15 protein-coding genes are annotated in these 13,060 nt (G+C 71.5%); 4 read left to right on the top strand and 11 right to left on the bottom strand.

The window, feature by feature from the left end:
• The first annotated feature begins 53 nt into the window (after nt 1-53).
• A complete protein-coding gene (locus tag G6045_RS33610) occupies nt 54-845 on the top strand; it encodes an SURF1 family protein (protein ID WP_165335973.1) in 792 nt (263 codons plus the stop codon).
• A gap of 141 nt (nt 846-986) precedes the next feature.
• Here G6045_RS33610 and G6045_RS33605 read toward each other — a convergent pair whose 3' ends face one another.
• Nucleotides 987-1,148 carry a hypothetical protein gene (locus G6045_RS33605; RefSeq protein ID WP_165335970.1) on the bottom strand — a complete coding sequence of 54 codons (162 nt, stop codon included), beginning with the start codon at nt 1,146-1,148 and terminating at the stop codon, nt 987-989.
• Between the two features lie 97 nt (nt 1,149-1,245).
• Here G6045_RS33605 and G6045_RS33600 point away from each other — a divergent pair, with 97 nt between their 5' ends.
• Nucleotides 1,246-1,560 carry a DUF6191 domain-containing protein gene (locus G6045_RS33600; RefSeq protein ID WP_165335969.1) on the top strand — a complete coding sequence of 105 codons (315 nt, stop codon included), beginning with the start codon at nt 1,246-1,248 and terminating at the stop codon, nt 1,558-1,560.
• A gap of 147 nt (nt 1,561-1,707) precedes the next feature.
• Here G6045_RS33600 and G6045_RS33595 read toward each other — a convergent pair whose 3' ends face one another.
• The 8 genes from G6045_RS33595 to G6045_RS33560 form a co-directional block, all read right to left on the bottom strand.
• Nucleotides 1,708-2,286 carry a DM13 domain-containing protein gene (locus G6045_RS33595; RefSeq protein WP_165335968.1) on the bottom strand — a complete coding sequence of 193 codons (579 nt, stop codon included), beginning with the start codon at nt 2,284-2,286 and terminating at the stop codon, nt 1,708-1,710.
• Nucleotides 2,287-2,409: 123 nt separating this feature from the next.
• Nucleotides 2,410-3,234 (bottom strand): ABC transporter permease, encoded by an 825-nt coding sequence (locus G6045_RS33590; protein WP_165335967.1) that lies wholly within the window; start codon nt 3,232-3,234, stop codon nt 2,410-2,412.
• Nucleotides 3,231-4,223, bottom strand: coding sequence for an ATP-binding cassette domain-containing protein (locus tag G6045_RS33585; protein WP_165335966.1), 993 nt, complete (start codon nt 4,221-4,223; stop codon nt 3,231-3,233). Before G6045_RS33585 ends, G6045_RS33590 begins: the two co-directional genes overlap by 4 nt.
• A 76-nt stretch (nt 4,224-4,299) precedes the next feature.
• Nucleotides 4,300-5,142: a DUF4097 family beta strand repeat-containing protein gene (locus tag G6045_RS33580; RefSeq protein WP_165335965.1), complete on the bottom strand. Its 843-nt coding sequence runs from the start codon at nt 5,140-5,142 to the stop codon at nt 4,300-4,302.
• A gap of 102 nt (nt 5,143-5,244) precedes the next feature.
• Nucleotides 5,245-5,763 carry a hypothetical protein gene (locus tag G6045_RS33575; protein ID WP_206344533.1) on the bottom strand — a complete coding sequence of 173 codons (519 nt, stop codon included), beginning with the start codon at nt 5,761-5,763 and terminating at the stop codon, nt 5,245-5,247.
• A gap of 236 nt (nt 5,764-5,999) precedes the next feature.
• A complete protein-coding gene (locus G6045_RS33570; protein WP_165335964.1) occupies nt 6,000-6,530 on the bottom strand; it encodes a hypothetical protein in 531 nt (176 codons plus the stop codon).
• Nucleotides 6,531-6,718: 188 nt separating this feature from the next.
• A complete protein-coding gene (locus tag G6045_RS33565; RefSeq protein ID WP_165335972.1) occupies nt 6,719-7,141 on the bottom strand; it encodes a hypothetical protein in 423 nt (140 codons plus the stop codon).
• 135 nt (nt 7,142-7,276) lie between these two features.
• The gene (locus tag G6045_RS33560) at nt 7,277-7,930 is read right to left on the bottom strand and encodes a maleylpyruvate isomerase family mycothiol-dependent enzyme (RefSeq protein WP_165335963.1); all 654 of its coding nucleotides are present in this window, start codon (nt 7,928-7,930) and stop codon (nt 7,277-7,279) included.
• Nucleotides 7,931-8,207: 277 nt separating this feature from the next.
• Here G6045_RS33560 and G6045_RS33555 point away from each other — a divergent pair, with 277 nt between their 5' ends.
• Entirely contained in the window at nt 8,208-9,551 is a 1,344-nt protein-coding gene (locus tag G6045_RS33555; RefSeq protein WP_408056393.1) for a hemolysin family protein, read from the top strand.
• On the top strand, nt 9,548-10,642 hold the full coding sequence (locus tag G6045_RS33550; protein ID WP_165335962.1) for a hemolysin family protein: 1,095 nt from the start codon (nt 9,548-9,550) through the stop codon (nt 10,640-10,642). The genes G6045_RS33555 and G6045_RS33550 overlap by 4 nt, the downstream gene beginning before the upstream one ends.
• A gap of 107 nt (nt 10,643-10,749) precedes the next feature.
• Here the strand turns inward: G6045_RS33550 and G6045_RS33545 are convergent, their stop codons facing one another.
• Together G6045_RS33545 and G6045_RS33540 are read right to left on the bottom strand one after the other, a co-directional pair.
• On the bottom strand, nt 10,750-12,000 hold the full coding sequence (locus tag G6045_RS33545) for an MFS transporter (protein ID WP_165335961.1): 1,251 nt from the start codon (nt 11,998-12,000) through the stop codon (nt 10,750-10,752).
• The coding region (locus G6045_RS33540; protein WP_165335960.1) for a PLP-dependent cysteine synthase family protein at nt 11,997-13,060 on the bottom strand (1,064 nt) is incomplete at its 5' end. The genes G6045_RS33545 and G6045_RS33540, both read right to left, overlap by 4 nt.

Here is a 13,060-nt window from a genome sequence, read left to right as displayed (position 1 = left end):
GGGTCCGGGACCCGGGACCGACCGCACGCGCAGGGGGCCGTACCGTGGAGGACGTGTACCGCTTCCTGCTGACACCACGCTGGTGGGGCATCAACGTCTTCGTCCTCCTCGCCATCCCCTTCTGCATCTTCATGGGTTCATGGCAGCTCAGCCGCTTCGAGGACCGCGTCGAGGGCCACCGCACCGCGGAGAAGCAGAGCGAACAGGCGGGCAAGGGCGCGGCCACCCCCCTCACCGAACTGCTCCCGGTCACCGGGGAGACCTCTGGCAAACGCGCCGAGGTGACCGGCACCTGGGCCGACCAGTTCACCGTGCCCGACCGCGAGCTCGACGGAAAGCGCGGCTTCTACGTCCTGGGTCTGCTCAAGACGGACGGCGGCAAGGCGGTCCCCGTGGTCCGCGGCTGGCTCCCGGCCGGCGAGAAGGCACCGTCCGCACCGGCCGGCGAGGCCACGCTGACCGGTTCGCTCCAGGCCTCGGAGAGCGCGGGCGGCGCCGGAGTGAACGCGGCCGGCGGTCTGCCCTCCGGCCAGCTCGGCATGATCAGCGCGGCCTCGCTCGTCAACCTCGTCCCGTACGACGTCTACGACGCGTGGATCACCGCCGACCGGGCCTCCGACGGCCTGCGCACGGTCCCCCCGAAGGCACCCCAGGGCACGGGCCTCGACCTCAAGGCCTTCCAGAACCTCGGCTACACCGGCGAGTGGTTCATCTTCGCGGGCTTCGTGCTCTTCATGTGGTTCCGGCTGCTGCGCCGGGAGATCGAGTTCGCACGGGACGCGGAGCTGGGCCTTGCGGACCCCCTGGACCCGGCCGCACAGCCGGACGGTTCGCCGGTCGGATAAGGCCGCCGGTCGGATAAGGCCGCCCGTCGGACGGACGCCCACGCGCGCCCGAAGGACGACCGCACGCACCCGACGGACGACCACACACACCCGAGCCCCGGCCGAAAAGGCCGGGGCTCGGGTGTGTGGGCGACGCTGAGATCAGCGGTTGCCCTGACGGCGGGACTGGGCCTTCTGCTGAAGCCCTCTGGTCTTCGCGCTGATCGACTGCACATCGGGCTTGGTGCTCTTGGAGCGCGCCTGTGCCGCGGAGATCTTCGAGTGCTGGGGGTCCTTGGGGTGGTCGTGGGCATGCTTGGCCATGATCCACTCTCCTCCTTGCGCCGGACTGGCATACGTCCTCCACTTTCCCCCCGCTCCAGGGGTTCGGCCACTTGGCGCAACAGGAGACACTGCCCCCATGGGATTCGTCGTGATGGTCACGCTGCCGGGCCTCGTCATGCTGCTCATCGTGATCGCGTTCGTGGATCAGCTCCTGCTGCGGGCCGGCCGTGCGGGCATGCTCCCGTGGCGCAACGGAGCGCGGACCGGGCAGGTGTCGGCCACCGGCTTCGAGCAGCTGCACGGCGCCCTGTCCCCGGGCAAGCAGAACGAGCTCAAGGAGCGCGAGACCGCCCTGGTGCTGCCCGACGACGAGGACGACGGCGCACCGCCGAACCGGAGCATCGTGGACCTCGACGCCGGTACGGCAGTGATCCGGCGCCCGGCGGCCTGAGAGGCGAGCCGCACCCCTTCGCGAGCCGCACCCCTCCACGAGCCGCACCCCTCCACGAGCCGCACCCCTTCACGAGCCGCACCCCTTCACGAGCCGCACCCCTTCACGAGCCGCCCCCCTTCGCAGCCCCGTCCCGCGGACGAGCCCCTACGCCCGCACCAGCTCCGCAGCCCCGAAGGACACATCGAACCGGTCGCACCAGATCGCCACGCTCCCGAACTCGTCCAGGTTCACCCCGGCCGGGATCGCGTAGTTCTGGCTGCCCTTGTTCCCCTTGAGCTTGCCGAGGCCGACATGCTCACCGTCGTCGAAGACCCGCCAGCCGCCGACGCCCTCCTTGACCGGTGCGTCGCTGATCCAGACGTGCAGATCCGGACCGTTGCTGGTCTCCAGACCGGTCAGCCGCAGCACCCGTGAACCGTCGGCCAGTTCGAGCACCTGCACCGAGCCGCTCGTCCTGTGCTCATGGCTGATGAACTCGCCCCGCGCCAGCGTCCTCGGCGCGGCGGGCGCACTCGCGGACGGCGAACTCTCCCCGGGCGCCCGCGTGGCAGGCGCACTCGCGGCGGGCGGGCTCACGGCCCCCGGCAGCGCCTCGTTCACCGTCTCGTCCTGGAACAGCTTCCACGGCTGGAACCAGTACAGACCGAACCCGGCAAGCACCGCGCCGAGCACAAGCCCGCTCACCACGACCTTCGGCGTCAGGATCTTCCGTAGACGAGACATCGCGACCTCCCAGCCACCCATCGGCCGAACCGGCCGCCACACGACCGAACCGGCCGCCCTTGCCGTATCCAACGGCAGGAGCGGCCGGTCCGGTCCCCGTGCTGCGCTGACGTAAGACTTCCGTCACCGCTTGGTGGTCTTGTTGTACGCCCGCAGCGCCCACCAGTACCCGAAGAGCGTGAGCCCGGTGCACCAGGCGAGCGCGATCCAGCCGTTGTTGCCGATCTCGCCGCCCATGAGCAGCCCGCGCACGGTCTCGTTGATCGAGGTGAAGGGCTGGTACTCGGAGAACCAGCGCAGTCCGGCCGGCATGGAGTCGGGGTCCACGACCGCGCTGCCCATGAGGGGCAGCAGCGTCAGGGGCAGCGGACCGTTGGACGCGGACTCGACGGTCTTGGCGTTCATACCCATGCCGGCGCACAGCCAGCTCAGGCCCAGGGCCAGGAAGATCAGCAGTCCGGCGGCGGCGATCCACTCGACGAACGAGGCGTTCGGACGGAAGCCGATCGCGAGCGAGACGCCGGTGATCAGGGCGAGCACGGCCGTGACCTGGATGGTGCTGCCGAGCACATGCCCGCTGAGCATGGCGCCCCGGGAGATCGACATCGTCCGGAAGCGGTTGATGATGCCTTCCGTCTTGTCGGTGCAGACGGACACGGCGGTGGCGACGGCACCCGAGGTCGCCGTCATCACGATGATGCCGGGCACCAGGTAGTTGATGTAGTCGGCCCGCGTGGTGCCAGGACCCAGGGTGCCGACCCCGATCGCGCCGCCGAAGACGTACACGAAGAGCAGCAGGAACAGCAGCGGCATGACGAGGATCGAGACCGTCATCGCGGGATAGCGCTGCATGTGCTTGAGGTTGCGGCGCAGCATCGTCATCGAGTCGCGCACGGCGGTCGAGCGGGCGGGCGCCGGCTTGGCGGGGGCGAGGGTCGCGGTGCTCATCGGGCCGACTCCTTCGACTGCGACGGGTGGGGGAGGGCGGCGCCGTCGTCCTTGGGGCGGCCCGTGAGGGTCAGGAAGACGTCGTCCAGATCGGGGGTGTGCACGGTCAGCGACTCGGCGTGCACCTGGGTGGTGTCGAGGACGTCGAGGATGGCGCGCAGATTGGCGGTCGAGCCGTCGCTGGGGATCTGCAGCGTGAGCGACTCCTCGTCGCTGGTGGCGACCCCGAACACACCCGCCGCGGCCGCGAGTTGGGCCGCATCCGAAAACTGCAGCCTGACGTGTCCGCCGGGGATCAGCCGCTTGAGCTCCTCGGCGGTGCCCTCGGCGACCAGTCGGCCGTGGTCCAACAGCGCTATACGGTCGGCGAGTTGATCGGCCTCCTCCAGGTACTGCGTGGTGAGGAAGATCGTGGTGCCCTGGCCGACGAGATCGCGGATGAGCTGCCACATGGTGCGCCGGCTGCGCGGGTCGAGCCCGGTGGTCGGCTCGTCGAGGAAGATGATGCCGGGGCTCGCGACCAGGGTCATCGCCAGATCCAGCTTGCGGCGCATACCGCCGGAGAACGTGGCGGCCGTCTTGTGCGTGGCCTCGGTGAGGTCGAAGCGCTCGAGCAGACCGGCCGCGCGCCGCTTGCCCTCGGCCCTGGGCAGATGGCTGAGGTCGGCCATCAGCATCAGGTTCTCCTCGGCCGTGAGGAGGTTGTCCACGGCCGAGAACTGCCCGGTGACACCGATCGACCGGCGCACCTTCGCGGCCTGGCGGACCATGTCGTATCCGGCGATCTGCGCCTCGCCGCCGTCCGCGGCGATCAGGGTGGAGAGGATCTCCACGGTGGTGGTCTTGCCGGCGCCGTTCGGACCGAGCAGGGCGAAGATGCTGCCCTCCGGGATCGTCAGATCGATCCCGTCGAGCACGACCTTGTCTCCGTACGACTTCCGTAGACCGAGGGCGGTGATGGCGGCGGGAGCAACAGTGGATGTGCTCATGACAGCCTGCCTCCTGTGCGTGGGTAAGGGGGTGAAGTGGCTTGTTGTGTAAGGCGGTCGGGCGTGTGTACGGGGATCAGGCGCGGCGGATGATCACGTCGCCGACCGAGGTGCGGCCACGCACCTCGACGGTCTCCTTGGAGGCGTCCGGTCCGGCGCCCGCGCCGAGCGAGTTGCGTACGGCGCCGCCCTTGGTGCTCACGTCGAGCCAGGCGGCCGTGCCCTCGGCGATACCGATCTCCAGCTGGCCCACCGAGGTCTCGAACCGGACCTGGCCGCGCTCGACCCGTCCGATCCGGATGCCGCCGGTCGCCGAGGTCGCCTGCACATCGGCGTGCGCAGTGCCCACGGAGATCCGGCCGTTGGCCGACTTGACCTGCAGATTGCCGGTGATGTCGCCGACGGCGCTGTCGCCGTTGCTGTTCTTCACGGTCGCGGAGCCGTCGATCTCGCCGAGGTCGATCCGGCCCGTACCGGAGATGAACTGGTGGTCGCTGCCGCTCGCCCGGTCGACACGGATGTCGCCGAAGCCGGTCTTGATGTTCGCGTTGCCGACCTCGTCGAGCTGGATGTTGCCCATGGAGGTCTTGACCGTGATGTCCCCGAAGCGGCCCTGGCCGTCGATGTAGATCATCGAGGCGTTGCTGCCCAGGGCGGAGCCGGCCGGGAGCTCGACCACCACGTCGATACCGCCGGACTTGTTGAACACGGACCGCGACTTGGGGGCCTTCACGAGCAGCCGGCCGCCGGAGAAGGTGACCTGGGTGTTCTGTGCGGTGCGTACGTCGCGGTCGTTGGCGTCGTTGGTCGGCGTCACCTCGACGGTGGTGTCGGTGCGGTCGCTCGCGGTGATCCGCAGGTTCACCATGTCGCCCTCGACGGAGAGGGTGATGGGGCCGGGGGTCTCGTAACTGGTCATCTCGGGTCCGTCCTTACGGTGCGAAGTCGGTGCGAAGTCGATGGGGGAGCCGGTGCGAAGTCTGTGGGGTGGCCGCGGCGCGGGGCGCGCGGCGCGGGCGCTCTAGCCGGCCCAGCCGGTGAAGTCCCGCGGGTGGTCGGGGTGGTGCGGGACGGGCGGCGGCGGGGCCAGGGCGGCGGCCACGGCGCGGCCGAGCCAGGCGTTGAGCGAGAGGCCGTCGCGGGTGGCGGCCCCTTCCGCCTGCGCCTTGAGGTGCGCGGGCAGCCGGAGGTTGATCCGGGCGGTGCCGCTGTCGTCGCCGTCCGCGTAGGCGGCCGGGTCGGGCACGGCGGGCGGTGCGGGGGGCGTCGGCGCGGTGGGGCGCTCGGCCTCGTACGGCTGGGGCGTGCTCACCACGAACTCAGGGTCGGTCCCCCGCAGCCGTACTCCGACGGAGCCCGGCGCCAGCTCGCGGGTGACCTCGGCCATGGCGTCCGACAGCGCGTTCAGCAGCGCGAGCCGGGCCGCGGACTCGAGCGGCCAGGTGAGCCGCTCGGCCATGGCGCGGGCCTCGGGCCCGGCCGTCTCGGCGGCGGTCGCCAGCTCCTGGCGGAGGGTGTCGACGTACGGCGTGAGGTTCATGACGCCACTATGGCGCCACGCGTGGCGCCATGTCAAGCGGTCATGGCGCGGGATGGCGCTACGTGGCGCCAGCCAGGGGCGTCTGCGCAGGTCATGCACCGTACGCAGAAAACGAAAAAGCCCCCGGCCGCCGCATCGAATGCGGCAGCCGGGGGCTTCGGGTGACTGCTTGGCCGCCCCTCCGCTGACTGCTTGGCCGACCCTCTGCCAACTGCTCAGGCGACCCCCGCCGGCTGCTAGCCGACCCACCCCGTGAACCCCTGACCGGCCCCGCGCGAGTGGTGCGCGGCGGGCTGTTCCTGGCGGGGGGACGGGCTGATGGCCTGGGACGCGGCGCGCACGAGCCAGGCGTTGACCGACAGGCTGTCGCGCGCCGCGGCCTCCTCGACCCGGGTCTTGAGGTGGGCCGGAAGCCGGAAGTTGATGCGCGCCATCGAACCGTCGTCGGCCTCGGGCGCGACCGGTGGCGCCGGGGGCAGCGGGGCCTGCGGCGGCGCGGACGGCTGGGGCGACGGCTCCGACGCGGGCGGGGCCGTCACCACGAACTCGGGGTCGAGCCCGCGCAGCCGCACGTCCACCGAGCCGGGCGCGAGCTCACGGGTGACCTCGTCCATCGCCGCCGACAGGGCGTGCAGAAGGGTCAGCCGGGTGGCCGACTCCAGCGGTGCGGACAGCCGCTCGGCCAGATCGCGCGCCTCCGGGCCCGCGGCGTCGGCGGCGGTCGCGAGCTCCTGGCGAAGGGTGTCCACATACGGCGTGAGGTCCATGACGCCAATTATGGCGCGTGTGGCGCCATGGCGGGCGCGAGGGTGCCACCGGACGGGCCTGCCCGGGGGCCTTTTCTCGTACGGGAGTCAAGTCCCGACCCGGGGAAGGGACTTCGGCCACCGGTGCGCGAGGACGCCGAGGAGGCGTGAGGACGCGCGAGGACGCGCGAGCGCGCACCGGCGGCCGGTCAGCCGCCCCACTGCAGGGCCGGCCCCTGGGCTCCCCTGGGCTTCTTGGCGGACACGAGCACGGCGGACAGGGCGGAGGTCACGGCGAGGCTGCCGGCCAGGACCATCGTCACACCGACCATGAACAGGCCGCTGGCGTCGTCCGACCAGTCGTAGAAGGCGGCGGCGGTCAGCCCGGCGGTGATGCCGACGACAGGGACGGCGGGGTGGCGGCGCGTTGCCGTCCAGTACAGCGGCGCGAGCAGGGTCAGCACCAGACCGATCACCTGCCATGCCTCGTACGGCCCGGTCGTCGAGCCGTCGGGGTGCACATCGCGCCGCTGGTCCCAGCCGAGCCAGACGGCCCAGGCACCTGCGGTCAGCGCGGCCAGGGCGAGTGCGGCGATCACCTGGCGGGCGGGGTCGGAGAGGTTCTTGTGCATGCCTCCAGCGTCCCCGTCGGCGGCGCGCGCGACCACCGTACGGATACTCATCCGGGCCCTCTGCGCAGGTACTCAGACCGATGGCCGATGGCCGATGACCGATCGCCGATACCTGGTCCGTGGGCAGCCCTCGCCTCACCCCATTCCGGCCCGCTCCCTCAGCACCTCCACCCCGTCCCCTTCCAACTCGTCGCAGTAAGCGCTCCGGCCGGTCATCGCCATCACCAGAGCCAGGGTGCTGCCCTTCACCGACCGTCCCGTCCCCGCCGAGAAGGGGCCGTCGTCGGCCACCAGGCGCAGCCCGCCGATCCGGCCCTTCGCGAGCACCACGAGATCCGTGCCCCGGTAGTACTCGGCCACCGCCGTGAGCGCCTCGGCCTGATAGCTGTGCCGGATGCCCAGCGGCCGCCGGATGTCCTCACCGTGCACGACCGTCTCGCCGAGGATCGCGACCGCCGGCAGCGGGGGCTTGCGCGTACTGGTGACCGACCGCCGGAACCGCTCCAGCGTCTCGGCCGGATCAGCGCCGAGCTGCCGCTCAAGCTGCATCGCCACCTGCTTGTCGAAGTCGAACCGGCAGCGCAGCACACCCGCCATCCAGCTCGCCGGCGTCAGCTGCGCGGAGGCGGTCAGATGCGCCAGGACCTCCCGTACCGTCAGCTCGGTGCACAGCGAGGGCGTGGACCATCCCTCGGCGTCCAGACCCGCGAGGTCATCGGCCAGCGCGGCCCGTTCGGCATGGATCAGCGGCCATACGTCACGGCTCGGCGGCCGCTTCTGCTCCGTCATCCGGGAACCTTTCGTGAGGCGTTCGCGGTCAGCTGCCTCGGCCGGCAGATGAGCTCACGAGGCGGACCTCCGCCGCACCCGAAAATCATCGGACGGCCCCCAGGATCCCTGCCCCCATGCGCTTCTTTGCGATTCCTTTACAGTAGGTGGAGAAGTGTCCGCATACGGGAATCCGCATACGGGAATCCGCATACGGGAATCCGCAGGCGATAAGGAGCCAAGAGCCCGCGATGGGTGAGCCTCCCAGTACCCACCACCGCCCCCGTGGCGGTGACCGATGCTGAGCTCCGTGCTCGGCCTGCTCGCCGTGCTCGTCCTGACGGCCGGCACCGGCTATTTCGTCGCCCAGGAATTCGCCTACGTGGCAGCCGACCGCCTGGCTCTGGCCCGTGAGGCCGAGGCGGGCGACAAGCGCGCGGCCCGGGCGGTGAAGGTCCTCGGGAAGCTCTCGTTCATGCTGTCCGGCGCGCAGCTGGGCATCACCGTCACCGGTCTGGTCGTCGGCTTCCTCGCCGAACCGTCCGTGTCCGGCCTCCTGGGCCCGGCCCTCGAAGGGACCGGACTCTCCGCGGGCGCGGTCTCCGTGATCTCGGTCGTGACCGGCTTCGTGGTCGCCACCGTGCTCCAGATGGTCATCGGCGAGCTGGCCCCCAAGAACCTGGCCCTCGCCGTCCCCGAACGCCTCGCCAAGTCCCTTTCGGCGTCGACCCTCGCGTATCTGAAGGTCGTCGGCCCGATCGTTCGGATCTTCGACGGCGCGGCCAACCGGATCCTGCGCAGGATCGGCATCGAACCGGTCGAGGAGCTCCACCACGGCGCCACCCTCGAGGAGCTGAGCCACCTCATCGGCGAGTCCCATGAGCACGGCCATCTGCCGGAGGCGACCGCCGAACTCCTCGACCACGCCCTGGACTTCTCCGAGCGCACCGTGGACGAGGTGATGGTGCCGCGCGCGGACGCCGTCTTCGTCCGCAGGGACGCGACCGCGGCCGAGGCCGTGGCCCTGATCGGCAAGTACGGGCACTCCAACTACCCGGTGCTCGGCGACCACCCCGACGACGTGGCAGGCGTGCTCGGCGTAAGGGAGCTGATGCGGCTGCCCGCCGCGCGCTTCGAGCGCGCCACCGCGGGCGAACTGGCCCGCCGTCCCCTGCTGTTGCCCGACACGCTGCCGCTGCCGGGCGCGGTCGCGCAGATGCGGGAGCGGGACGACGAGTTCGCCGTCGTGCTCGACGAGCACGGTGGCGTGGCGGGCATCGTCACGTACGAGGACATCGCCGAGGAACTCGTCGGCGATATCGCGGACGAGTCCGACGCGGTGGTGGAGACGGCCGTAGCGGACGGCCCGGGCTGGCTGATCGACGCGGGCCGCCGACTCGACGAGGTGGCCGACGCCACCAGGATCGAGCTGCCCGAGGACGACGACTACGACACCGTGGCCGGCCTGGTCATCGACCGCCTCGGCCGCTTCCCGGCCATCGGCGACCGGCTCACGGTCCCCCTCGCCGACGGGTCGGGCGCCGAGATCGCGGTCCTCCGCCTGGACCGCCACGTCCCCGAACGCGTACGGATCGAACGCGTCCCCGATGGCCTGGAGAGGCCCGAGGAGGCCACGGCATGAGCTTCCCCATGGCCCTCTTCGTCACGCTCCTGCTCCTGGTCGGCAGCGGCTTCTTCGTCGCCGCCGAGTTCGCCCTGGTCGCCGCCAAACGGCACCGTATGGAACAGGCCGCGGCCCAAGGGCAGCGCGGCGCCAAGTCCGCCCTCGCGGGCATGCGCGAACTGTCCCTGATGCTCGCGGGCGCCCAACTCGGCATCACCCTGTGCACCTTGGGGCTCGGCGCGATCTCCAAGCCGGCGATCTCGCACGAACTCGACCCGCTCCTGGAGAAGCTGGGCCTGCCCGCCGGCCTCAGCTACGGCATCGCGTTCGCCGTCGCCATGATCGTCGTGGTGTTCCTGCACATGGTGCTCGGCGAGATGGCCCCCAAGTCCTGGGCCATCGCCCACCCCGAACGCTCGGCGATGCTGCTCACCCCGCCCTTCCGCGCGCTGGTCAAGGCCGTACGCCCGCTGATCCGGGTGCTCAACGCGGTCAGCAACGCGCTCGTACGGCTGTGCCGCGTCACTCCTCGCGACGAGCTCGCCTCGGTCCACAACCGTGAGCAACTGACCCATCTGGTCGAGGAGTCCGAACGCCTCGGCCTGATCAGCGAGACCGACTCCGACCTGATCACCAGCTCGCTCACCGAGCCGCTGACCCCGGTCGGCGCGCTGCAGACGCCCGCGGACCGGATCACGTCCGTACGGGCCGCGGCCGGCGTCGACGAGATCCTCGAGGTCGCCTCGGCGCACGACCGCACCCGCCTCCTGGTCCTGGACGGACCGGCGGTGCCCGGTGACGGCCGGGCGGTCCTCGGTGACACGGCGGTGCTCGGTGACGGCCGGGCGGTCCTCGGTGACACGGCGGTCCTCGGCTCGGTGCACGCCCGCGACGCCCTGGTCGCCCGCGCCCAGGGCCGCACCCCGACGGCCCGCGAACTGGCCCGCCCGGTACCGGAACTCGCCACCACCGACACGATCGCCGACGCCGTCGAAACCCTCCGCCACCACCGAGCCACCCTCGCGCTGGTCCGCGACGAGCGGAGGAACCTGACGGGCTTGCTCAGCCTGGACGACCTCCTGTCCCGCCTCCTGGAACCGACCGCCTGACCGGGGGCGGAGGCCGGAGGCCGGGGACCGATTGATCGGGGGACCGATTGTCTCGACGTACCCGCCCATAGCGGACATCGCGCAGGACAATTGGTCCCCCTATCGCGCTATCCGCCGGACGTGAGGGCCAGCTCCGGGCGTTCCGGGCGGAGATGGCCGGCGCGGTCCAGGGCTGTGATCGCGGTCGCGCACACTGCGCCCGTTGCGGCGAGGGCTGCCCAGGGCAGCCAGGTCACGCCCGTGTCGAACAGGGTGCCCACCGCCAGGTTGCCGGCCGCGATCGCGAGGCCCGATGCCGTGTTGTACGCGCCGTAGTACGTGGCGACCAGGCGCTCGCCGGACAGCCTGACCACGGTGTCCATCTCGAACGGATAGAGCAGCGCCCCGCCCCACGCGAGCAGCGCGGCGCACAGGGCGAGGCTCAACACCCCGTACACGAAAGGTCCGTCGTACAGAAGCGGCAGGAACGCGGCGCCCATCAGCGCGAGCCCGCAGGCGATGGCCCGCGGCCCGGACAGCGTCCGTTTCGCCCAGGCCGTCAGCCTCAACTGGCCGGACAGGGCGGCGAGCGCGGACACGGCGAACACGGCGCCCGTCACCACGCCCGTGTGCTCGCCGAACAGCTCCCGTGCCCGCAGCGGCAGCGCGAGGTACACCTGGAAGGCCAGGACGTAACTGCCGGACATGGCCAGCGCGAACAGCAGGAACGGCCGGTTCGCCGCGATCGACCGCCAGTCGCCGAGCACCGCACGCCAGGCCGGTTCGGCGCCGCGGTCCAGGGGCGGACGCCCGGGCAGCGCCTGCGCCTGGAGCAGCGCCAGGGCGCCGAAGATGACCGCCGACGCCGCGCACACGGCCCTGAAGTCCCAGGCCAGAAGCGCGAGTCCGGCGAGCGGGCCGACCAGGATGCCGGCCTGGTAGAAGACGTTGAACGTGGCGAAGGCCTCGACCCGCCGCTCCTCACCGGCTTCGGCCGCCAAGTACGCCCGTACCGCCGGATTGAACAGCGCGCCCGCGAGCCCCGTCAGCGCCGACGCGACGAGCAGCGCGGGCAGCGACTGGGCGAAGCCGAGCAGCGCGAAGGCCACGGTCCGCAGCGCGCACCCGGCCAGGATCATCGGCTTGCACCCGTAGCGGTCGGCGAGCGTCCCGCCCACCAGGAACATCCCCTGCTGCGACAGATTCCGTACGCCGAGCACCAGACCCACCGCCCAGGCGGCGAGCCCGAGTCCGTGGCCCAAGTGGTCGGCGAGATAGGGCATCAGCATGTAGAAGCCCAGGTTGATGGCGAACTGATTGACCATCAGGAGACGTACGGCCGGATCGAAGGACGCGACCTGCTCGCGGAGCCCCTTCATCGCACACCTGCCGTACGGGCGAGCGGGTCGCGGACCTGTCCGCACCGCGTCCAGCACGTCACCACGCGCGCGTCGGGCGTCGCGATCTCGGCGGGATCCAGGGGTGGTGTGAGGTCCAGAATCCCTTGTTCCGCACACCAGGTGTCGTTATAGACCGTCTCCAGATAGCGGTACGGACCGTCGGGGAACACCGCCGCGATCCGCGTCCCCGGCGGTGAGGTCCGGGCCACCCACCCGGCCACCAGCGCCACCGCGCCCACGCTCCAGCCGCCCGACGCGTAGTGCCGCCGCGCCAACTCGCGGCAGGCCCACACCGCTTCGCCGGGCGCCACCCAGTGCACCTCCGTGAACGCGTCGTAATCCACGTTCGCCGGATGGATGCTGGAGCCGAGCCCGCGCATCAGCCGCGGCGCCGCGGGCTGTCCGAAGATCGCCGAGCCGACCGAGTCCACGCCGACGACGCGCAGGCCGGGGGAGCGGTGGCGCAGCCCTTTGGCGATCCCGGCGGAGTGCCCGCCGGTGCCGACGGCCACGACCAGGACGTCGATCCGGCCGAGCTGGGCGGTGAGTTCGGCGGCGAGGGGGCCGTACGCGGCGACGTTGTCGGGGTTGCTGTACTGATCCGGGCAGTACGCACCCGGCCGCGCGGCCAGGAGTTCGGCGACCCGGGCCCGCCGGGCCTCCTGCCAGCCGCCGGCCGGATGCGGCCGGTCCACCCGGTCGACGCACGCGCCGAGCGAGGTCAGAAGCCGGACCATCGCCGGCTCCATCCCGGGATCGGAGACGACGGTGACCGGATGCCCGTACGTCAGGCCGGCCAGCGCGAGCCCGAGCCCGAGCGTGCCGCTGGACGACTCGACCACGGGCGCACCTGGCCGCAGCACACCGCGGCGCCGTGCCTCGCGGATCATGTGCAGGCCCGGACGGTCCTTGATGCCGCCGGGATTGGCGCCTTCGAGCTTGGCGAAGAACCCGCGGCCGGGCGGGGCGAAGGGACGGTCGATCCACAACACCGGGGTGTTGCCGACCAGTTGGGCGGGGCGGTGGGCGACGGCAGGGA

The organism is Streptomyces mesophilus, from assembly GCF_011044995.1.
Taxonomy (GTDB): domain Bacteria; phylum Actinomycetota; class Actinomycetes; order Streptomycetales; family Streptomycetaceae; genus Streptomyces; species Streptomyces mesophilus.
Note: the sequence above shows the minus strand (reverse complement) of the source record. Positions and strands in the feature narration are given on the sequence as shown.